This is a genomic window from Streptomyces sp. NPDC046712, from assembly GCF_040645695.1.
Lineage (GTDB): Bacteria > Actinomycetota > Actinomycetes > Streptomycetales > Streptomycetaceae > Streptomyces.
In genome coordinates, this window is sequence record NZ_JBEYYW010000010.1 from 60,629 (window position 1) to 81,821 (window position 21,193).

At 72.7% G+C, this 21,193-nt stretch carries 20 protein-coding genes; 12 read left to right on the forward strand and 8 right to left on the reverse strand.

Translation table 11 applies throughout. The features are described from left to right. Positions 1-25 precede the first annotated feature (25 nt). Positions 26-967, forward strand: a complete 942-nt coding sequence (gene opcA, locus ABZ939_RS15590; protein WP_361854138.1) for a glucose-6-phosphate dehydrogenase assembly protein OpcA — start codon at positions 26-28, stop codon at positions 965-967. Here opcA and ABZ939_RS15595 read toward each other — a convergent pair. Both ABZ939_RS15595 and ABZ939_RS15600 read right to left on the reverse strand, forming a co-directional pair. Then, the gene (locus tag ABZ939_RS15595; protein ID WP_361854141.1) at positions 964-1,395 is read right to left on the reverse strand and encodes a protein-tyrosine phosphatase family protein; all 432 of its coding nucleotides are present in this window, start codon (positions 1,393-1,395) and stop codon (positions 964-966) included. The genes opcA and ABZ939_RS15595 overlap by 4 nt on opposite strands. A 223-nt stretch (positions 1,396-1,618) precedes the next feature. Beyond that, positions 1,619-2,797 carry a 4-hydroxybenzoate 3-monooxygenase gene (locus ABZ939_RS15600; RefSeq protein WP_361854144.1) on the reverse strand — a complete coding sequence of 393 codons (1,179 nt, stop codon included), beginning with the start codon at positions 2,795-2,797 and terminating at the stop codon, positions 1,619-1,621. Between the two features lie 155 nt (positions 2,798-2,952). Here ABZ939_RS15600 and ABZ939_RS15605 point away from each other — a divergent pair, with 155 nt between their 5' ends. Continuing rightward, positions 2,953-4,686 (forward strand): IclR family transcriptional regulator C-terminal domain-containing protein, encoded by a 1,734-nt coding sequence (locus ABZ939_RS15605; protein ID WP_361854146.1) that lies wholly within the window; start codon positions 2,953-2,955, stop codon positions 4,684-4,686. Between the two features lie 28 nt (positions 4,687-4,714). On the opposite strand, the gene ABZ939_RS15610 is transcribed toward ABZ939_RS15605, so the two are convergent. Further along, positions 4,715-5,176, reverse strand: coding sequence for a MarR family transcriptional regulator (locus tag ABZ939_RS15610; RefSeq protein WP_361854149.1), 462 nt, complete (start codon positions 5,174-5,176; stop codon positions 4,715-4,717). Between the two features lie 164 nt (positions 5,177-5,340). Here ABZ939_RS15610 and ABZ939_RS15615 point away from each other — a divergent pair, with 164 nt between their 5' ends. Genes ABZ939_RS15615 through pcaD form a run of 6 tightly spaced genes read left to right on the forward strand, consistent with a single transcriptional unit; the run spans position 5,341 to position 10,633 of the window. After that, positions 5,341-6,093: a CoA transferase subunit A gene (locus ABZ939_RS15615; protein ID WP_361854152.1), complete on the forward strand. Its 753-nt coding sequence runs from the start codon at positions 5,341-5,343 to the stop codon at positions 6,091-6,093. Then, positions 6,090-6,740 (forward strand): CoA transferase subunit B, encoded by a 651-nt coding sequence (locus ABZ939_RS15620; protein ID WP_361854155.1) that lies wholly within the window; start codon positions 6,090-6,092, stop codon positions 6,738-6,740. Before ABZ939_RS15615 ends, ABZ939_RS15620 begins: the two co-directional genes overlap by 4 nt. Positions 6,741-6,760: 20 nt before the next feature. After that, positions 6,761-7,531, forward strand: a complete 771-nt coding sequence (gene pcaH, locus ABZ939_RS15625) for a protocatechuate 3,4-dioxygenase subunit beta (RefSeq protein ID WP_361854158.1) — start codon at positions 6,761-6,763, stop codon at positions 7,529-7,531. Positions 7,532-7,536: 5 nt separating this feature from the next. After that, positions 7,537-8,103, forward strand: coding sequence for a protocatechuate 3,4-dioxygenase subunit alpha (gene pcaG / locus ABZ939_RS15630; protein WP_361854161.1), 567 nt, complete (start codon positions 7,537-7,539; stop codon positions 8,101-8,103). 35 nt (positions 8,104-8,138) lie between these two features. Next, positions 8,139-9,482, forward strand: coding sequence for a 3-carboxy-cis,cis-muconate cycloisomerase (gene pcaB / locus ABZ939_RS15635; protein WP_361854583.1), 1,344 nt, complete (start codon positions 8,139-8,141; stop codon positions 9,480-9,482). Further along, a complete protein-coding gene (gene pcaD / locus ABZ939_RS15640; protein WP_361854164.1) occupies positions 9,479-10,633 on the forward strand; it encodes a 3-oxoadipate enol-lactonase in 1,155 nt (384 codons plus the stop codon). The genes pcaB and pcaD overlap by 4 nt, the downstream gene beginning before the upstream one ends. A 16-nt stretch (positions 10,634-10,649) precedes the next feature. On the opposite strand, the gene ABZ939_RS15645 is transcribed toward pcaD, so the two are convergent. The 4 genes from ABZ939_RS15645 to ABZ939_RS15660 are packed head-to-tail and all read right to left on the reverse strand — an operon-like array spanning position 10,650 to position 15,451. Next, entirely contained in the window at positions 10,650-11,324 is a 675-nt protein-coding gene (locus ABZ939_RS15645) for a dipeptide/oligopeptide/nickel ABC transporter ATP-binding protein (RefSeq protein ID WP_361854167.1), read from the reverse strand. Then, positions 11,321-12,262: an ABC transporter ATP-binding protein gene (locus ABZ939_RS15650; RefSeq protein ID WP_361854170.1), complete on the reverse strand. Its 942-nt coding sequence runs from the start codon at positions 12,260-12,262 to the stop codon at positions 11,321-11,323. The genes ABZ939_RS15645 and ABZ939_RS15650 overlap by 4 nt, the downstream gene beginning before the upstream one ends. Continuing rightward, entirely contained in the window at positions 12,249-13,982 is a 1,734-nt protein-coding gene (locus ABZ939_RS15655; RefSeq protein WP_361854173.1) for an ABC transporter permease subunit, read from the reverse strand. The genes ABZ939_RS15650 and ABZ939_RS15655 overlap by 14 nt, the downstream gene beginning before the upstream one ends. Next, positions 13,979-15,451 carry an ABC transporter substrate-binding protein gene (locus tag ABZ939_RS15660; RefSeq protein ID WP_361854586.1) on the reverse strand — a complete coding sequence of 491 codons (1,473 nt, stop codon included), beginning with the start codon at positions 15,449-15,451 and terminating at the stop codon, positions 13,979-13,981. Before ABZ939_RS15660 ends, ABZ939_RS15655 begins: the two co-directional genes overlap by 4 nt. Before the next feature lie 222 nt (positions 15,452-15,673). On the opposite strand from ABZ939_RS15660, the gene ABZ939_RS15665 reads away from it, so the two are divergent. The 4 genes from ABZ939_RS15665 to ABZ939_RS15680 are packed head-to-tail and all read left to right on the forward strand — an operon-like array spanning position 15,674 to position 18,888. Further along, the gene (locus ABZ939_RS15665) at positions 15,674-16,414 is read left to right on the forward strand and encodes an amino acid ABC transporter ATP-binding protein (protein ID WP_361854176.1); all 741 of its coding nucleotides are present in this window, start codon (positions 15,674-15,676) and stop codon (positions 16,412-16,414) included. Between the two features lie 41 nt (positions 16,415-16,455). Further along, entirely contained in the window at positions 16,456-17,304 is an 849-nt protein-coding gene (locus tag ABZ939_RS15670; protein ID WP_361854179.1) for a glutamate ABC transporter substrate-binding protein, read from the forward strand. A 10-nt stretch (positions 17,305-17,314) separates the two neighbouring features. Then, entirely contained in the window at positions 17,315-17,980 is a 666-nt protein-coding gene (locus tag ABZ939_RS15675; RefSeq protein WP_361854182.1) for an amino acid ABC transporter permease, read from the forward strand. Beyond that, a complete protein-coding gene (locus ABZ939_RS15680) occupies positions 17,977-18,888 on the forward strand; it encodes an amino acid ABC transporter permease (RefSeq protein ID WP_361854185.1) in 912 nt (303 codons plus the stop codon). Before ABZ939_RS15675 ends, ABZ939_RS15680 begins: the two co-directional genes overlap by 4 nt. 27 nt (positions 18,889-18,915) lie before the next feature. Here the strand turns inward: ABZ939_RS15680 and ABZ939_RS15685 are convergent, their stop codons facing one another. Beyond that, complete coding sequence (locus tag ABZ939_RS15685) at positions 18,916-21,054, reverse strand: MMPL family transporter (protein ID WP_361854188.1); 2,139 nt, start codon at positions 21,052-21,054, stop codon at positions 18,916-18,918. Positions 21,055-21,193: the final 139 nt, after the last annotated feature.

Consider the following 21,193-nt stretch of genomic DNA (forward strand, 5'->3'; position numbering starts at 1 on the left):
GCGACGGAAGGAACGGGCGCCGGGCATGAGGATCGATCTCACGGACACCACATCCAGCAAGATCAACAAGGCGATCGTCGAGGGTCGCCGGGCCGTCGGCACACCCGCCGTCGGCATGGTGCTCACCCTCGTCATCGTCACCGACGAGGAGAACACCTACGACGCGCTGAAGGCCGCCAACGAGGCATCCCGCGAGCACCCCTCCCGCACCCTCGTGGTCATCAAGCGCCGCGCCCGCTCACCCCGCGGACGCCACGAGGCGCGTCTGGACGCGGAGGTCCGCGTCGGCAGCGACGCGGGCGCGGGAGAGACCGTCCTGCTGCGCCTGCACGGTGAACTCGGCGCCCGCGCCGACTCCGTGGTCCTGCCCCTGCTGCTCCCGGACGCACCCGTCGTCGTCTGGTGGCCCGCCGAGGCCCCCGACGTGCCGTCCACGGACCCGCTCGGCTCGCTCGCCCAGCGCCGGATCACCGACGCCTACGCCGTCGAGGACCCCCTCGCCGCGCTCGCGGTCCGGGCGGCCTCCTACGCCCCGGGCGACACGGACCTCTCCTGGACCCGGCTCACCCCCTGGCGATCGATGCTGGCCGCCGCACTGGACCAGGCGCGGACGACCATCGTGTCGGCCGCGGTGGAGAGCGAACCCGACAACCCGAGCGCCGAACTGCTGGCCCGCTGGTTCGAGGACCGGCTTCGAGTACCGGTCGAACGGGTCGAGAGCGAGGGGCCGGTCGTCACCGCCGTACGCCTCGGCACCCCCGACGGCGAGATCCGGATCGACCGGCCGGAGGGCCCGGTCGGCATGCTGTCGATTCCCGGCCAGCCGACTCGTGTTCTCGCCCTGAAGGTGCGCACGACCGCCGAGCTGATCGCGGAGGAGCTGCGCAGGCTCGACCCCGACGAGATCTACGCCTCGGCGCTGCGAGCCCAGGCGCCCAAGGCGTCTCAGGCGCCCGTGGTCGGCTAGGAGGCGAACCGCCGCACGTACCGCTTCTGCCACGGGGTCTCGACCGCGCGGGGGTGGTACGTGCCGCGGACGAACTCCACCGCCCGGTCGGCCGGGACGCCGTCGAGCACGGCGAGGCAGGCCAGGGCCGTACCGGTCCGGCCGATGCCACCCCCGCAGGCGACCTCGACGCGCTCGGCCTCGGCCCGCGCCCACACGTCGGCGAGGACCTCCCGGGCCTCCGCGGGATCGGCCGGCAGCCGGAAGTCCGGCCAGCGCAGCCACCGCGACTCCCAGGAGACCTCCGGCGGGCGCTTGCCGAGCAGATACACGGCGAAGTCGGGTACGGGTCCGGGCGGCAGCGGGTGCCGGAGCCCGCGCCCCCGCACCACGCGCCCGGAGGGCAGCTCGAGCACACCGGCGTCGGTCGGTCTCCACAGCTCGGTCACCCGCCTACCGTAACGGGCCGCTCCAGGCTGATGCCGTAACTCATCGACACCCGTTCGTCCCATCCCGACACTCATGCCGCCTGTCAGTGAAAGGCTGACCCTCGCGCCCGCCGCCGGCTGGGGCTGGGGTCCTCTGGGCGGCCGTGATCGCCGTCCCGCTGCTCCTGAAGCCGCTGCCCGAGTCGCCCGGTGTCCTGCTCGCACGCGGCCTGTGTCCCCGCGATCAGAGCGGCAACCCGGCGTAGTTCTGCGCCAGTTCGGCCGCCGCGTGCGGTGAGGCCGCGATCCGGTCGAGCTGGGAGAGCTGGAGCCGGGTGTCGAAGGGCGACTGCCCGGGATCGGTGTGCAGCGTCGTCGTCATGAAGTACGAGAAGTGCTCGGCACGCCAGACCCGGCGCAGGCAGGTGTCGGAGTACGCGTCGAGCAGCTCCGTGGAGCCGGTGGTGGACCGCTGCGCGAGCGCGCGGGCCAGGACGATCACATCGGCCGCGGCGAGGTTGAGACCCTTCGCGCCGGTCGGCGGGACGATGTGCGCCGCGTCCCCGGCGAGCAGCAGCCGTCCGTACCGCATCGGCTCGGTCACCGAACTGCGCATCGGCAGCACCGACTTCTGTATGACCGGACCGCGCTCCAGCCGCCAGCCGGGCTCCGCGCCGAGGGCGAAGCGGGCGTCCAGCTCGTCCCAGACGCGTTCGTCGGACCAGTCGGCCGGATCGGTGCCGTTCGGCACCTGGAGGTAGAGCCGGCTCACGGCCGGCGACCGCATGCTGGCCAGGGCGAAGCCGCGCTCGGAGTGGGCGTAGATCAACTCGTCGTACACGGGCGGGGCTTCGGCGAGGATGCCGAGCCAGGAGTACGGATACGTCCGCTCGTACGTCGTGCGCTCCGTCTTCGGGACCGCCGTGCGCGCGACGCCGTGGTAGCCGTCGCATCCGACGACGTAGTCGCACGTCAGGGTCTGCTCGCGGCCCTCGTGGGCGTAGCGGATCGACGGGCGGTCCGTGTCGACGCCCTCCACCGCCCGTACCTCCGCGCCGAACAGCAGCGGACCGCCGTCGGCGAGTTGAAGGGCGATCAGGTCCTTCACCACCTCGGTCTGCGCGTAGACCCAGACCCGGCGGCCGTCGGTGAGCGAGGGGAAGTCGACCCGGTGGGCGCGCCCGTCGAAGCGCAGCTCGATGCCGTCGTGGGCCAGGCCCTCGGCGTCCAGCCGCGCCCCGGCCCCGGCGGCGCGCAGGGCGTCGACGGTGGCCTGCTCGAGGATGCCGGCGCGCTGGCGCTGCTCGACATACGCGCGGTCGCGGGATTCCAGGACCACGCAGTCGACACCGGCGTTGTGCAGCAGGCGGGCGAGCAGCAGCCCGGAGGGGCCGCCGCCGATGATCCCGACGGTGGTGTGCATGAGCTCTCCGTGTTCGTATAGTGAAATAAACTTCACCCAAGAGTGGGCTGAGTCTGCGCCCGCGACGCTCGACTGTCAACGCCCCGCCCCGGACACGCTGGGCCCCTTCCGTCGTCATTCACTACGGTGTCCCCAAGATCCGTCAGGGAGAGTCCATGCCACCGACCGAAACCGCTCCGGCGCCGGACGTGCCGCACGAGCGGGACGTGCCGCAGGAGGCCGTCGCCCCGCTGATGCGCGGGCTGGCCGTACTGCGCCGGCTCACCGACGCCGACGGGACGCTCAGCCTCAGCGAGCTGGAGCGCACCACCGGTCTGGCCCGCTCCACCGTGGACCGGGTGACCGGCACGCTCGCGCGCATGGGATACGTGCGCCTCGACGGCCGTGACGTCTTCCTCGCACCCCGCCTGATGGAACTCGGCAACGCCTACCTGGCCGCCCTCGGGCTGCCCGGCCTGCTCGGCCGCCACGCCGACGCGCTCGCGGACGAGCTCGACGAGTCGGTCTCCCTCGCGGTCGCCGACGGCGACGGCATCCGCTTCGTCCACCAGGCCACCCGCCGGCGCGCCATGTCCCTCAGCTTCCGCATCGGCGACCTGCTGCCCGCCGAACGCACCGCCCCGGGGGCGCTGTTCGCCGCGGACTGGACCGGGACGGACTGGGCCCGCTGGCGCGCCCGGAAGGCCGCCGACCCCCGGAGCGCCGGCTTCCCCGCCGTACCGCCCGGAACCGGGCCGGACGAGAAGGAGTTCGCGGCCCACGCGGCGCGGGCGGGGGAGCGCGGCTGGGCCCTGGACGACCAGCTCATCGAACCCGGCCTGGTCGCCCTGGCCTTGCCCGTACGGGACGCCACGGGCGCCGTGGCCTGTGTGGCGAGCGTGGTCAGCCACACCAGCCGGCACTCCGCCGAGTCACTGCGCGACGCCATGCTGCCCCGACTGCGCGCCGCCGTGACGTCCTGGGAGGAGCTGCTGCGAGAGCACACCGGCAAGGCGCCGGACACGAACGGCCAGGAGCCCCCACCCGGCGCGCCGAGCCGGCAGCCCGCGCCCGGCGCGCCGAGGCCCGGTCTCGCCGACTGGACGCATGCCTCGAAGCAGGAACTCGGCCGCGGCTTCATCGAGTCCCTCGCCCGCGGTCTCACCGTCCTCACCGCCTTCGGCGGGGACCGGGCCGCGCTGCCCCTGACCGCCGTGGCCGAGGCGACCGGGCTCGCCAGGGCCACCGCCCGGCGCGCCCTGATCACCCTGGAGCACCTCGGCTACGTCGGCGTCGAGGGGCGGCTGTTCCGGCTCACGCCGCGGGTGCTCGCGCTCGGCTTCCCCCCGCTCTCCCGGATGTCGCTCCCGCAGATCGCGGCGCCGCATCTGGCCGAGCTGTCCCGGCGCGTCCACGACTCCGCCTCGCTCGCGGTGCTCGCCGGCGCCGACGTCCGCTACACGGCCCGGGTCGCCACCCGTCGCGTGATGAGCGTCCACATCACCGTCGGCACCCGCTTCCCCGCCCACGCCACCTCCCTGGGCCGCGTGATGCTCGCCGACCTGCCGCCCGACGCGCGCGCCGCGTGGCTGGAGTCCATCGAGCCGGCGGCCCTGACCCCGCACACGATCACCTCCCGCGCGGAGCTCGCCGCGATCCTGGAGACGGTGCGGGAGCAGCGGTACGCCCTCGTCGACGAAGAGCTTGAGCAGGGGCTCCGCTCGATCGCCGTACCGGTGCGCGATCGCGCGGGGGTGGTAGTGGCGGCCGTCAACGTGGCCATGCACAGCAGTCGTCGCACCGTCGAGGAGTGTGTCAGGGACGTCCTGCCCGAGCTGCGCGCCGCGGTGGCGCGGATCGAGGAGGATCTGCGCACGGCGGGGCGGTTCGCCCGCGTGCCGGAGGTCTGACCTCCCCCACCCACCGGCGCGTCCCGCCTCAGGCCGAGGCGAGCGGCTCCGCCGGGGTGCGGAGCTGCTCCGCCGCGTCCGACACGCGCAGCAGCAGGCTCATGAACTGCGCCTGCTCCTCGGCGGAGAGCGGGGCGAGGAACACCTGGTTCATCCGTGCCGTCCGCACGGTCAGCTTGCGGTGCGTCCGCTCCCCGTCCTCGGTCAGGCGCAGCAGGAAGCGGCGCCCGTCCTCGGGGTCGCGCACCTTGTCGAGCAGCCCGCGCCGGGTGAGCCGGCTGACGACCTCGGCGATGGTGGAGCGGTCCAGGCCCACGCGCTCGCCCACGGTCCGCTGGTCGAGGCCGGGCTCGGCCGTCAGGGCGTTCAGGACGCCGAACTGCGGGGAGGTGATCTCCTCCGAGACCATCGTGGTCCACAGCAGGTGGTGCGCCTGCTGGAGCCGCCGGGCCAGGTGCCCGGGATGGGTGGTCAGATCCACCGCGGCCATCGTGTGCCTCCCGTTCGGTTCCGTCGGTGTACTGAACAATACGCGCCCGTCCCAGGCGTCCTGGGCGGGTATTGACGGTCGCAGGGTCCGGTGCCAGCATGGCGACCGTTGAATCGAATACTCAGTGCACTGACTATTTCTTATGCGACTCGGAGGCTTCTCGTATGGACAAGGTGGTCGCCACCGCCGCCGAGGCGGTGGCCGACATCGGGGACGGAGCGTCGCTCGCCGTGGGCGGCTTCGGTCTCAGCGGAGTGCCGAACGTGCTCATCGAGGCCCTGTACGCACGGGGTGCCGGCGATCTGAGCGTGGTCTCGAACAACTGCGGGGCGCTGGAGTCCGGCCTCGCCGTGCTGCTGTCGGCGGGGCGGATCGCACGGGTCACGGGCTCGTACATCGGGTCGAACAAGGAGTTCGCGCGGCAGTATCTCGCCGGCGAACTGGAGGTCGAACTGATCCCGCAGGGCACGCTCGCGGAGCGGCTGCGCGCCGGCGGCTGCGGCATCCCCGCCTTCTACACCCCCGCGGGGGTGGGCACCCAGGTCGCCGAGGGCGGCCTGCCCTGGCGCTACGACGGCGACGGCGGGGTCGCCCTGGCCTCGCCGCCCAAGGAGGTACGGGAGTTCGACGGGGTCGGGTACGTCCTGGAGCACGGCATCCGCACGGACTTCGCGCTCGTCCGCGCCGCCCGCGGCGACCGCCACGGGAACCTCGTCTTCAACAAGTCGGCACGCAACTTCAACCCCCTCGCCGCGATGGCCGGGAAGGTGACGATCGCCGAGGTCGAGGAGCTGGTCGAGCCCGGCGAGCTCGATCCCGACGCGGTGCATCTGCCCGGCGTCTTCGTCCAGCGGGTCGTGGCCCTGACCCCCGAACAGGCCCGGGAGAAGCGCATAGAGAAGAGGACCACGCGATGACCTGGACCCGTGAACAGATGGCCGCCCGCGCCGCGCGCGAGCTGAAGGACGGTCAGTACGTCAATCTGGGCATCGGACTGCCGACTCTGATCCCCAACCACCTCCCCGAAGGCGTGGAGGTGGTCCTGGAGTCGGAGAACGGCATCCTGGGCACCGGCCCCTTCCCGGCCGAGGACGAGGTCGACCCGGATCTCATCAACGCCGGCAAGGAGACCGTCACCGTCCTGCCCGGAGCCTCCTACTTCGACTCCGCGCTCTCCTTCGGCATGATCCGGGGCGGTCACATCGACGTCGCCGTGCTCGGCGCCATGCAGGTCTCGGCGCGCGGCGACCTCGCCAACTGGGCCGTGCCCGGCAAGCTGATCACCGGCATCGGCGGAGCGATGGACCTCGTGCACGGCGCCCGGACCGTCATCGTCGTGATGACCCACACCGCCAAGGACGGCACCCCGAAGATCGTCGAGGAGTGCGACCTGCCGCTGACCGGCCGGGGCTGCGTCGACCGGATCGTCACCGACCTCGGCGTCCTCGACGTCACCGACGACGGACTCGTCCTCGTCGAGACCGCACCCGGCGTCGACCCCGCCGACCTCATCGCCAGGACCGCCGCGAAGGTCCGCCCGGCGCTCGACGCCCCCGTCCGCTGACACACACCCCGGGAATCCCCATGGCCCTCACTCAGTCGGACATCGACACCGAGATCGACGACCTCCAGAACGCGTACGACAAGGAGCTGGCCGCCGGCGCCCCACCCCGCCACCACCCGGCCCGCGACTACGCCCCGTACCGCAGCTCCCTGCTCCGCCACCCCCACCAGCCGCTCGTGGCCGTGAACGGCGGCGACCCCGAGACGGTGGAGCTCTCCGGCCCCGTCTTCGGACCGACCGACATCACCGAGATCGACAACGACCTCACCCGGCAGCACCCGGGCGATCCCCTCGGTGAACGGATCACCGTCTCCGGACGCCTCCTCGACCGGGCCGGCCGCCCCGTACGCGGTCAGCTCATCGAGCTGTGGCAGGCCAACGCCTCCGGCCGGTACGCCCATCTGCGCGACCAGCACCCCGCCCCGCTCGACCCGAACTTCACCGGCGTGGGCCGCACCCTCACCGACGACGAGGGCCGCTACACGTTCACCACCGTCAAGCCGGGCGCGTACCCCTGGCGCAACCACACCAACGCGTGGCGCCCCGCCCACATCCACTTCTCCGTGTTCGGCACGGCGTTCACCCAGCGGCTCGTGACACAGATGTACTTCCCCGGCGACCCGCTCTTCGCCTACGACCCGATCCTGCGCTCGGTCACCGACCGGGCCGCCCGGGAGAGGCTCGTCGCCCGCTACGACCACGAGCTGTCGCGGCCCGAGTTCTCGCTCGGCTACGCCTGGGACATCGTCCTCGACGGTCCCTCCGCCACCTGGATCGAAGAAGGACGCTGACCGAGATGACGCTTCTCCCGACCCCGTCCCACACCGTCGGCCCGTTCTACGGCTACGCCCTGCCCTTCCCCGAAGGGGAGCGGGTGGCGCCGCACGGCCATCCGGACCGGATCGTCCTGCACGGCCACGTGTACGACGGCGACGGCGTCCCCGTCCCCGACGCCATCCTCGACTTCTGGCAGGCCGCCCCCGACGGCTCGCTGACGGGCGCTCCCGGGTCGATGCGCCGCGACCCCGTGACCGGCGGCCACCTCGGCCGCAACGGCACCGACTTCACCGGCTTCGGCCGGGTCCCCACGGACGCCGACGGCCACTACGCGCTCCACACCCTCCCGCCCGGCAACGCGGGGCTGCCGTACATCAGCGTCTGCGTCTTCGCCCGGGGTCTGCTGCATCACCTCTTCACCCGGGCGTATCTCCGCGACGGCGCCGATCCGCTGCTCGACTCGCTGCCGGCCGCGCGCCGGGCCACGCTGGTGGCCCGGCCCGACGAGAGCGGCACGCCCCGCGCGTACCGCTTCGACATCCGCCTTCAGGGCGAGGGCGAGACGGTCTTCCTGGAGTTCACGTGACATCCGAGCCCATCGACCACGGTCTCGACGCGGGGCTGCTCGACGCCGGTCCGCTCGACGCCGGGCTGCTCGCCCCCGGACGGGCCGGCTGTCCGGCCGAGGCCGCGACCGCCGACGCCGCGTTCCTCCAGGCGCTGCTCGACGCGGAGGCGGCCCTCACGCGCGCCCAGGCGGCAACCGGGCAGGCGCCCGCAGAGGCCGCCGACGCGGTCGCGGCCGCCGCCGACGCCTCCCGCTTCGACGTGCGCGAGATCGCCCTGCGCGCCCGCTCCGGCGGCAACCCCGTCATTCCGCTGGTCGCCGGCCTCACGGCCGCCGTGCCGGGGGAGTGGCGGGCGTACGTCCACCGCGGCGCGACCAGCCAGGACATCATGGACACCGCGGCGATGCTGGTCGCGCGCCGCACACTGGACCTGATCCTCGAGGACCTCGCCCGTGCGGAACGCGCGCTGGCGGAACGGGTCGCCGCCCACCGGGACACGGCCATGCCCGGCCGGACCCTCACCCAGCACGCCGTGCCCACCACCTTCGGGCTCAAGGCGGCCGGCTGGCGCTCGCTGATCCTCGACGCCCGGGACCGCCTCCGGGCCGTACGGGACTCCCTGCCCGCCCAACTCGGCGGCGCCGCCGGGACCTTGGCCGCGTTCGCGGAGTACGGGAACGAGACCGCCGACGCTGCCGAACGGCTCGTCGTGGCCTACGCCCACGAGACCCGTCTCGCGGCACCCGCGCTGCCCTGGCACACCCTGCGCACCCCGATCGCCGACCTCGCGGGCGCCCTCGCCTTCACCGCCGGGGCGCTCGGCAAGACCGCCGCCGACGTCCTCACCCTCTCCCGTACCGAGATCGCGGAGGTGACGGAGGGGACGGGTGGCGGCTCCTCCGTCATGCCGCACAAGGCGAACCCCGTCCGCGCCACGCTCGTCGCCTCGGCCGCGCGCCGGGCTCCGCACCTCGCCGCCGTCCTGTACGCCTCGATGGCGGCGGAGGACGAGCGCCCGGCCGGCGCCTGGCACGCCGAGTGGGAGCCGCTGCGCGACCTGCTCCGTCTCGTCGGCGGCGCCGCCCATGACGCCGCCGAGCTGGTGGAAGGGCTGCGCGTCCACGCGGACGTCATGCGTGCACACCTCGACCTCACCGGCGGATCGATCGTCTCCGAGCGGCTGTCCGCCGCCCTCGCTCCGGTCCTCGGCCGGGCCCGTGCGAAGGAACTCCTCACCGAACTCGCCAGGCGGGTAGGGACCGAAGGGCGCACGCTCGCCGAACTGCTCGCCGATGTACCGGAGTTGAAGGAAACCGATCTCCGTGAACTCATCGACCCCCGCCACTACACCGGCTCCGCCGGAGCCCTGACCGACCGCGCCCTGGAGCGACCTTGACCACCGCCGCATCGCCGCAGCCGCCGTACGAAGGACTGCACCACCGTGTCGAAGGACCGTCCTCCGCCCCCGTCCTCATCCTCGGCCCCTCGCTGGGCACCTCCACCGCTCTGTGGGACGCGGTCGCACCCGAACTGTCGGTGACCCACCGGGTCGTCCGATGGGACCTGCCCGGGCACGGCGGCTCCCCGGCCGCCCTCATCGGTCCCGGGGCGACGGTGGCCGACCTGGCCGGTCTCGTCCTCGCCCTCGCCGACGCGCTCGGCGCCGAGCGCTTCTCGTACGCAGGTGTCTCCCTCGGCGGAGCCGTCGGCCTCCATCTCGCCGCCCACCACCCCGAGCGGGTGGAGCGCCTCGCGGTCCTCTGCTCCTCCGCCCACTTCGGCGGCTCCGAGATGTGGAAGGAGCGCGCCGCGACCGTCCGGCGCGAGGGTCTGGCCGCGCTCGCGGAGACCGCCGACGCCCGCTGGTTCACCCCGGGTTTCACCGTTCCCGCGCTGGTCGACGACCACCGGAAGGCCGATCCGGACGCGTACGCCGCCTGCTGCGACGCGCTCGCCGCGTTCGATCTGCGGGACCGGCTGGCGGCGATCACCGCGCCCACTCTCCTCGTCGCCGGCCGCGAGGACCCGGCGACCCCGCCGGCCCACCTGCGGGAGATCGCGGACGTGGTGCCCGGCGCCGCGCTCACCGAGCTCGCGGGCGCCTCCCATCTGGCGCCGGCCGAGCAGCCCGGGGCCGTGCTCGCCGCGCTGCGCGGCCACTTCACGGACGGCTGTGCGAAGCGAGGCATGGAGGTCCGGCGCCAGGTGCTCGGCGACGCGCACGTGGACCGCGCGCAGGCGCGGCAGACGGACTTCACGGCCCGGTTCCAGGACTTCATCTCCCGCTACGCCTGGGGCGAGATCTGGACCGACACCACCCTGTCCCGGCGCGAGCGGAGCCTGGTCACTCTGACGGCGCTCGTCGCGCACGGCCACCTGGAGGAGTTGGCCCTGCATGTGCGCGCGGCCCGCCGCAACGGTCTGAGCCCCGACGAGATCGGGGCCGTACTGCTCCAGACCGCGGTGTACTGCGGCGTGCCGGCCGCCAACGCGGCCTTCTCCGTGGCCCAGCGCGTCCTCGCGGAGGAGGACGCGCCGGGGGAGTGAACCGAGTGGCGCCCGGTCACGCGACGATCCTTCCGTCCCGCATCGTGAGGACGCGGTCGCTCAGGTGCCGCACCGCCGCCATGTCGTGGGAGATGAAGAGACAGCCGAGGCCGAGCCGGTCCTGCAGATCGAGCAGGAGGTTGAGGATTCCCGCCCGCAGCGAGGGGTCCAGGGCGGACACCGGTTCGTCGAGCACGAGGAGTTCGGGCGAGCTCGCCAGCGCGCGGGCGATTCCCGCGCGCTGGCACTGCCCGCCGGACAACTCATGGGGGAGCCGCTCCGCGAGGTCCGCGTCGAGGCCCACCATGTCCAGGAGTTCGGCGACTCGCTCGGGACCGGCGGGCCGCGACCAGCGGCCCTGGACGCGCAGCGGCTCGGCGATCTGCTCGCGGATCCGCAGACGCGGGCTGAGCGAGCCGTACGGGTCCTGGAACACTGGCTGGAGCCGCGGCCGGACCGCACGCAACCGCCGTTCGCCGAGCGTCGTCAGCTCCAGACCGTCGAACCGGACGCTGCCGGCATGCGGTCGACGCAGCCGCAGGACCGCCGCCGCCGTGGACGACTTCCCGCAGCCGGACGGTCCGACGAGCCCGACCGTCTCACCGGCGTCCACGTGGAAGGAGACGCCGTCGACGGCGGTGGCCGCGCCGTACCGCACGACCAGGTCGTGGACGTCGAGCAGCGGGTTCATGCGGACTCCAGGGCGGCGTGGTGGCAGGCGACCTCGCGCCCGTCGAGGGGGCGCGGCTCGGGCCGTGCGGTGCGGCAGTGGTCGGTGGCCCGCGCGCAGCGGGGTGCGAAGGCGCAGCCGGACGACAGCTCGCCGGGCGACGGCGGACGGCCGGGAAGGGCGGGCAGCCGCGTCCGGGGAACCCCGTCGGCGGTGGGCAGCGAGGCCAGCAGCCCCGCCGTGTACGGCGCGAGGGGCCGGGCCAGGACCCGGTCCACCGGCCCGTACTCGGCGAGAGAACCCGCGTACATGACCGCCATCCGGTCGGCGTGCGCCCGTACGACGTCGAGTGCGTGGGTGACCAGGACGAGCGAGGCGCCCCGTGCCGAGCAGCGTTCACGCAGCAGGCCGAGGATCTTGTCCTGGGTCTCGGGGTCCAGTGCGGTGGTCGGCTCGTCGGCCACGACCAGATCCGGCTCGTTGACCAACGCCATCGCGAGCACCGCGCGTTGCCGCATCCCGCCCGAGAACTCGTGAGGATGGGCGCGGGACTTCGCGGTCGGGATGCCGACCTCCCCGAGGGCGGCGGCGGCCCGGCGCCGCGCGTCCCTCCTCGACATCCCCTGAACAGACCTGAGGGCGAAGGCGAGTTGCTCGCCGACCGGGTGGACCGGGGAGAGCGCGGAGAGCGCGTCCTGCGGTACGAGCGCGATGCGCCGGCCCCAGTCGGCCGACGTGACCGGGGCACCCCCGAGCAGGACGTCGCCGGAGACCGTCGCGCCGCGCGGGACCATCCCGAGCAGGGCGCGGGCGGTCAGCGACTTGCCCGCACCCGACTCGCCCACCAGGGCAAGGACTTCACCGGAGCCCACCTCGAAGGAGACACCGCGGACCACGTCCACGCCGTCGAACCCGACGTGCAGCCCGCGGACCGAGAGCAGAATGTCAGACCGCGACACGGGTCGCCTTCCTTCGCAGCGGTACGGAACGGGTGCGGGCGCGGCGCGGCGTCGTCCCCGACAGGGAGACGGCGAGCGCGGCGAGCAGTGCCAGCGCGACGGCCGGGGCGAGCGCGGCCACCGGGGCCCGCTCGACATAGTCGGCGGACTCGTCGAGCAGCAGCCCCCACTCGGGGGACGGCGGCTGGGCGCCGAGCCCGAGGAAGCCGAGCGAGGCCAGGGCCAGCGCGATGCCGGGCAGCCGCAGAACGGCGTGCCGGGCGACCGGCGCCGCCACCGACGGCAGGACGTGCCGGCCGAGGATCCACAGCGGGCTCGCGCCCATCGCCCGCTGGGCCATCAGGAAGCCGGAGGCCCGTATCTCCTGGGTGAGGGCGGCGGCGTGGGCCGCGAGCGGCGGCCAGGAGACCAGTGTGACGGCGAGCGCCGCGGCGCCCGTGCCGGGACCCGTCGCGGCGGCGACGAGGATGCCGGCGACGACGGGCGGTACGGCGTTCGCGATGTCGGCGAGGCCGGAGGCCAGGTTCGGCAGGAACCCGAGCGTGAGCGCGAGCAGGTACCCGAGCAGGCAGACCGCGGCGGCCGTGCCGACCGTCGAGGCGGCGCCGTGGCCGAGCCGGGCCAGAACGTCGCGGCCCAGGGCGTCGGTGCCGAGCGGGTGCGCCGCCGAGGGCGCGGCGAGCCGGGCGGCGGTGTCGATCGCGTACGGCTCGCGCAGCAGCCCCCAGCCGACCACGGCGACGAGCACCGTGCCGAGGAGCAGCGGAACGGCCGGGGGGACCCGGGCCGGGCGGGCGGCGGGCAGGGTGAGACCCGCGTCGCGCAGCGCGGGGCCGAGCAGCCCGCGGCGCACGGCGGCCGCGAGCGCACCCGTCAGAAGCCCGAGCGCGAGCAGGGCGAGCACCGTCCCCTGGAGCAGCGGCAGGTCCTGGGACTTGGCAGCGCCCAGAGCCGTACGGCCGAGGCCGGGGATCGCGAAGACCGTCTCGACGGCGACCGCGCCGCCGGTCAGACCGACCGCGACCATGCCGAACTGCGGTACCAGCGGCGGGAGTACGCGACGGACGGCAGCCGCGACGATGTGCGTCCGGCGTACGCCCGCACCGCGCCACAGCTCCACCCAGCGCTCGTCGAGCACGGCGGGCAGGGCGTCGGCGACCAGCCGTCCGAGCAGCGCGCCCGCAGGGACGCCGAGGGCGAGGGCCGGCAGGACGAGGTGCTGCGGCCCCGCCCAGCCGGAGGTGGGGAACAAGCCCAGCCAGACGCCTGTCACGATCAACAGGCCGAGCGACAGCAGGAATTCGGGTGTCGCGGCGAGGACCGCGGCCAGGGCTCCCGAGGTCCCCCGGCCGCGTACGAGGACGGGCGCGGCGAACGCGCAGCCGACGGCGAGCGCCACGGTGAGCGCCGCGCCCATCAGCGCCAGGGAGACCTGGAGACCGGCGGTCACCGACGGCAGGATGTCCGTGCCGGACACCCAGGAGGTGCCGAGGTCACCGCGGAGCAGACCGCCGGCCCAGCGGCCGAGCAGTCCGAGCGGTCCCGCGTCGAGGCCGAGGTCGGCCCGGATGGCGGCCAACGCCTCGGGCGTCGGCTCCTGTTCGGCGGACCGCGCGCGCAGCAGACTGAGCGCGGGGTCCTTCCCGGACAGCCAGGGCAGCAGCCCGGCCACGGTCAGTACGGCGACCAGACCAGCCGCCCGCGCGAGGGCCGCTCTCACGAAACGTGGGTGTCGATCGTGACGAGCTCGCGCTCCCGGGGGTCGTGCGCGGCGCCCCTGACGTTCGCCGCGTCGCCCTGGATGACACGCTCGTGGAGCATGGGCACGGCGGCGTCGGTGGTGAGCACCGCGGCCTCCGCGTGCATGACGGCCCGGCGCCGGGCGTCGCCCGTGGCGGCCCCCGAGGCGGCGGTCAGCGCCCGGTCGACGGCGGGATCGGACAGCTGGGAAAGGTTGAAGGAGCCCTCGCCCGCGAAGTCGCTGAACAGGTACGCGGCGGGGTCACCGGAGTCGAGGACCGTCGCCCGGGACAGGATGAACGCGTCGAACTTTCCGGCCAGGGCGTCCGCCTCGATGTGGGCGTACTCACGGACGTCGAGGGTGACGGTGAAGCCGGCCGCCTGGAGCTGCTGCTGGAGGACCTGGGCGACCTCGGGCAGTTCGGCCCGGTCGGTGAACGTGCCGATGGTGATCCGGGCGCCCTTGGGAGCGGCGGCAGCGGCGTGCGGGACGGTCCCGCGCAGCTTCGCGGCCCAGGGGAGCGCGGGGCCGAGCAGCCCCTGGGCGACGTCGGCCCTGCCCTCGTACACACCCTGGACGATCTTCCGTGCGTCGATCGCCTCGCGGGCCGCCGCGCGCAGCCGGGGGTCCTTGAACGGTCCGGACCCGGTGTTGAGGTAGAGGGTGTTGGTGCGCGGCATCGGCACCTCGGTGATCAGCTTCTGGTCGAGCATCGCGGCCTGGGAGACCGGCACGGCCTCGACGATGTCGGCCTCGCCGCTGCGCAGGGCCGCGGCCCGCGCGGTGCCGTCGGGCACGAACCTCACGTCGATCCCGGACGCCTTGGCCCTGCCGCCCCAGTAGCCGTCGTAGCGGTCGAGCGTCGCCGAGGCGGTGCCGTTCACCTCGACCAGCTCGAAGGGCCCGGTGCCGGCTCCGACCGGGCTGACGGTCTTCCCCCGATACGCCTTGGCGGCCAGGATCGACAGCTGCGGCGAGCTGAGCCGCTGCGGTACGAGCGGGTCCGCCGCGGCCGTCGTGACGGTGACCGTGTGCGGGCCGTCGGCGCGGACGGTGAGGCCGACGCCGTCGAGGATGCGCGGCTTGGGGGAGGCGCCGGCGGCGGCGGTCAGCGACGTCACCACGGACCGTGCGGTGAGCGCCGTGCCGTCGTGGAAGGTGACGCCCTGACGGAGCGTGAACGTCCACGTCCGGTCGGCCTGCTTCCAGGAGGTGGCGAGGGCCGGGACGGCGTTCCCGTCCCGGTCGAGCCTGACGAGCGTCTCGGCGCTCGACCAGCGGGACAGCTTGAAGGCGTCGTCCGAGAGGGGCGAGAGCCCGGAGCGCGGCGGCTGCATCATCGCGAGGCGCAGCCTGCCGTCGGCGGGGCCCTCCGCGGAGGTTCCGGAGGCGGCGAAGCAGCCGGTGAGCAGGGTGGCGGCGGTGGCCGCGGCGAGGCCGGACAGCAGAGTCCGGCGGAGCGCGCGGCGGTTGGGTATGCGGGGGTTTTCGGGCAGGCGCAAGGGAGGAGCCCCAACGGGAGACGCGAAGGATGGACGGGGCACCGACCCTAGCATCATGACAATCATTTTCATCAACTGACCCCGGTCACCCTCCGGCGTGCAGTAAATCGGCCGAGGGCGGAGCATGAACGTGAGGAGGGTGCGGGGGCGGCGAACCAGGAGGCGGCCATGCCCGACGCGCTCGTCGTACTGAACAACGTCGACAAGCACTTCGGCGCACTTCACGTGCTCCAGTCAATCGACATGACCGTCGGCCGAGGCGAGGTCGTGGTCGTCATCGGACCGTCCGGCGGCGGGAAATCGACCCTCTGCCGGGCCATCAACCGGCTGGAGACCATCGACTCCGGCGAGATCGTCATCGACGGCAAGCCGCTGCCCTCCGAGGGCCGCGAGCTCGCCGCCCTGCGCGCCGACGTCGGCATGGTCTTCCAGTCCTTCAACCTCTTCGCGCACAAGACCGTCCTCGAGAACGTCACCCTCGGTCAGATCAAGGTCCGCAAGAAGGACAAGAAGAAGGCGGAGCAGCGGGCCCGCGAACTGCTCGACCGGGTCGGGGTCGCGAACCAGGCCGACAAGTACCCCGCCCAGCTCTCCGGCGGCCAGCAACAGCGCGTGGCGATCGCCAGGGCGCTGGCCATGGACCCGAAGGTGATGCTCTTCGACGAGCCGACGTCCGCGCTCGACCCCGAGATGATCAACGAAGTCCTGGAGGTCATGCAGCAACTCGCCCGTGACGGAATGACCATGGTCGTCGTCACTCACGAGATGGGTTTCGCACGCTCCGCCGCCAACCGCGTGGTGTTCATGGCAGGCGGCAGGATCGTGGAGGAGACCACACCCGACCAGTTCTTCAGCAACCCGCGCAGCGACCGCGCCAAGGACTTCCTGTCGAAGATCCTGCACCACTGACCGCGGCCACCGTGCGCACAGCAGCCCCCAGGGGTGATCACATGAATCCGAGCAAGCTCACCAAGGCCGGCGTGGCCGCGGCCGCCGCGCTCGCCCTCTCCTTCTCCCTGGTCGCCTGCGGCGACGACAACGGCGGAGGAGGCTCGAGCAGCGGCAACGGCGACAAGGTCACCGTCGGGATCAAGTTCGACCAGCCCGGCATCGGGCTGAAGACCCCGGACGGCACCTACACCGGCTTCGACGTCGACGTGGCGACCTATGTGGCCAAGGAGCTCGGCCACGATCCCGGCGACATCGAGTGGAAGGAGGCCAAGAGCGCCGACCGCGAGACGATGCTCCAGCGTGGTGACGTCGACTACATCGTGGCCTCGTACTCGATCAACGACGAGCGGGCGGAGAAGGTCGACTTCGCCGGACCGTACCTCCTGGCGCACCAGGACGTGCTGATCCGTGCGGACGACAACTCCATCACCAAGCCCGAGGACCTGAACAACAAGAAGCTCTGCTCGGTCACCGGTTCCACGTCCGCGCAGAACGTCAAGGAGAGGATCGCCCCGCAGGCCCAACTCCAGGAGTACGGCGGTTACTCGGAGTGCCTGACCGGTCTGGAGAACGGTGTCATCGACGCGCTGACCACCGACGACTCCATCCTCGCCGGCTACGCCTCGCAGCCCGAGTTCGAGGGCAAGTTCAAGCTCGCCGGCTTCAAGATGAGCAACGAGAACTACGGAATCGGTGTCCAGAAGGGCAGCGAACTCAAGGAGCAGATCAACGACGCACTGGAGAAGATGGTCGCGGACGGATCCTGGGACAAGGCCGTGAAGGAGAACTTCGGACCGGCCGAGTACAAGAACGAGCCCGCGCCGGAGATCGGCGTCATCGTCAAGTGAGTGGGCCGCCGTGTTCGACTTCCTCGAAGGCTACGACCTGCTGGGAGCGTTCTGGGTGACGGTGCAGCTCACCGTCTACTCCGCGATCGGCTCCCTGATCTGGGGGACGTTGCTGGCCGCCATGCGCGTCAGCCCCGTCCCCCTGATGCGGGGCTTCGGCACCGCCTACGTCAACATCGTCCGCAACATCCCCCTCACGGTGATCATCGTCTTCACCTCGCTCGGGCTGTTCCAGACGCTCGGCGTCAACATGGGGGCCGAGGACTTCACGACCATCAACTTCCGGCTCGCCGTCCTCGGACTGATCGCCTACACCTCCGCCTTCGTCTGCGAGGCGCTCAGGTCCGGCATCAACACGGTCCCCCTCGGCCAGGTCGAGGCCGCCCGCGCGGTCGGCCTGAGCTTCCCCCAGGTGCTGCGGCTGATCGTCCTGCCACAGGCCTTCCGCTCGGTCGTCGGACCGCTGGCCAACGTCCTGATCGCCCTCACCAAGAACACCACCGTCGCCGCCGCGATCGGCGTCGCCGAAGCCGCCCTGCTGATGCGGGAGATGATCGAGAACGAGGCCCAGCTCATCCTCATCTCGGTGATCTTCGCCTTCGGCTTCATCTGCCTCACGCTCCCCATGGGGCTCTTCCTCGGCTGGGTGAGCAAGAAGGTGGCGGTGAAGCGATGAAGGCGAAGCCCACCGTCCTCTACGACGTCCCCGGGCCGCGCGCCAAGCGGCGCAACGTGCTCTACACCGTCGCGTTCCTGGTCGCGCTCGCCCTGCTGATCTGGTGGGTTCTGGTGACCCTCGCGGACCAGGGCCAGCTCGAATGGGCCAAGTGGTCCCCGTTCTTCACGGACTCCCGTACCTGGTCGACGTTCCTCCTGCCCGCACTGAAGAACACCCTCATCGCCGCCGCCCTGGCCATGGTCATCGCGCTGCCGGTCGGTGCCCTCCTCGGCATCGGGCGGCTCTCCGACCACTGGTGGGTCCGCGGCGCGGCCGGCACGGTCGTGGAGTTCTTCCGCGCCATCCCCGTGCTGATCCTGATGCTCTTCGCCAACGCCGCCTACTCCGAGTTCACCGACATCAGCCCGGAGAGCCGCCCCCTGTACGCGGTCGTCACCGGACTCGTCCTCTACAACGCGTCGGTCCTCGCCGAAGTGGTCCGGGCCGGCATCCTGTCCCTGCCCAGCGGTCAGACCGACGCCGCCAAGGCGATCGGCATGCGCAAGGGCCAGACCATGACGAACGTCCTGCTGCCGCAGTCGGTCACCGCGATGCTCCCGGCACTCGTCAGCCAGCTCGTCGTCATCGTCAAGGACACCGCGCTCGGCGGCGCGATGCTCGGCTTCTCCGAGCTCCTCGCGTCCGTACGCCCGATGAGCGCGAACTACGGAGCGAACACCATCGCCAGCTTCACCGTCGTCGCCGTCATCTTCGTCCTCCTCAACTTCGCGCTCACCACCTTCGCCGGATGGCTCGAACGCCGGCTCCGGCGCGCCAAGAAGTCCACGGGCGCGGTGGTCGGCGCCGACGCGGTCGAGGAGCTCGCGAGGCCCGGCGAGCACATGGGCCCGGCCGACGGCAAGTGACGGCCCGAACCGGGCCGCGTGACGGCATCACCGTGAGCTTTCGACGACATCCGGCGCGCCCGGAGACGCGGAGACCCCAGTCCCCGCGCGACGGCCGAGCGCGGACGGCCACCACGCCGTGCGGCCGAGATCCCGTACGAGGGCCGGCACCAGCAGCGAGCGGACGACGAGGGTGTCCAGGAGGACGCCGAACGCGACGATGAAGGCGATCTGCGCGAGGAACGCCAGCGGAACGACTCCCAGGGCCGCGAACGTCGCGGCCAGGACCACACCGGCGGAGGTGATGACGCCGCCGGTCGCGGTCAGTCCGCGCAGAACACCCTCGCGGACGCCGTGTCGCAGGGACTCCTCCCGGACCCGGGACATCAGGAAGATGTTGTAGTCCACCCCGAGAGCGACCAGGAACACGAATCCGTACAGCGGAACGGACGAGTCCGTGCCCGTGAAGCCGAAGACGTGCTCGAAGACCAGGGCGGAGACCCCGAGCGTGGCCACGAAGTTCAGGGCGACCGTGGCGACCAGTAGCAGCGGCAGCAGCAGGGAACGGAGCAGACCGACGAGGAGGACCAGGATGACGGCGAGCACCACCGGCACGATGAGCATCCGGTCCTGCTCGGAGGTTCGCTGGGTGTCGTACTGCTGCGCGGTGTAGCCGCCCACCAGGGCGTCCGCCCCGGGTACCGCGTGCACGGTCTCGCGGAGCCGGGCCACGGTGGCCTTGGCCGCGTCGCTGTCCGCGGCATCGGTCAGGGTGACGTCGACCCGGACCCGTCCGTCGACGACCAGCGGTGCACCCGCCCCCGGCTGCCCGGAGGCGGTGACCGCCGCGGCCGAGTCGACGCCCTCGACACCCTCCGCGGCGGAGGTCACCCGGGTCAGGGTGTCGGCCCGGGCGATGACGACGGCCGGATTGCCCGCCCCACCGGGGAAGTGACGCCCGAGCGTCTCCTGCGCCGCGACGGAGGGGGCGTCGTTGACGAAGATCTCGTCGAGGGGCACCCCCTTGGACTCGAGGGCCGGGGCGAAGGCAGCACAGGCGAGGAGCCCGGCGAGGGTCACCGCCCACACCTTGCGGGGCGCCCGGTCCACCAGCGCGGCGATCCGGCGCCAGACGCCGTGGCCGCCGCCCCCGGATTCCGCCGATCGCGTCCGGGCGGGCCAGAAGGCGGCGCGGCCGAGCAGGACCAGGACCGCGGGCAGGAAGGTCAGCGCGCTCAGCACGGCACAGACGATGCCGATGGCGCCCACCGGCCCGAGAGCCCGGTTGTTCGTCAGATCGCTGAACAGCAGAGCGAGCAGGCCGAGCGCCACGGTGGCCGCGCTGGCCGTGACCGGCCCCACGGACTGCCTCAGCGCGGCGCGCATGGCCGGGACGCGGTCCCCCTCACGACGGGTGAGTTCCTCCCGGTAGCGGGCGGCCAGCAGCAGCGCGTAGTCGGTGGCCGCACCGATGACCAGGATCGACAGGATGCCCTGCACCTGGCCGTCCACGCGGACGACCCCGTGGTCGGCGAGGACGTACACGACGGCGCAGGCCAGCCCGAGCGCGAACACCGCGCCGACGATGATCACGAGGGGCAGCAGCACGCTGCGGTACACGAGCAGCAGGATCAGCAGCACGGTGACCAGGGCGACCGCGAGCAACAACCCGTCGATGCCGGCGAAGGCGTCCGACAGATCGGCCTGGGCGGCCGCGGGACCGGCGAGCCACACGGTCGTCCCCGGCACCGAGGAGGCCGCCGCGTCGATCGCCCCGAGGGTCGGTGTCAACTCGTCGCCGAGATCGGGGCGGAGCTGGACGACTCCCCGCAGAGCCTCTCCGTCGTCGGAGGGGAGAGCCGGGGACGGCGTGCCCACGACGCCGGGCGACCCCGTCAGCGAGGCCAGCGCCCGCGTCGCCGCGGACCGCTGCCCCGCGTCGAGCGGGCCGCCGCCGGGGGATGTCCAGACGACGAGCGCGGGGAGCGTCTCGTCCTGCCGGAAGGCCCGTTGCGCCTCGATCACCCGGGTGGATTCGGCGCTGCGGGGGAGGAAGGCCGCCTGGTCGTTGGTGGCGACCTCACCGAGCTTCCCCGCGTACGGGCCGAGGGCGCCGCCGACGGCGAGCCAGACGAGGAGCAGGGCGAGGGGCAGCAGAAGGACTGCCCGTCGCGTGGCGCTGGACATGGGTACTCCAGGGAGCAGGTCTCTCAAGAACAAAGAATCTCAATAATTGAGAGAGATTGAATCATGAGCGTGAGGACATGGGGACTCGGGTGGTGGCCGGACTCGGGAAAAAGCCGGTCCGACGGCTCTTCGGGCGCTC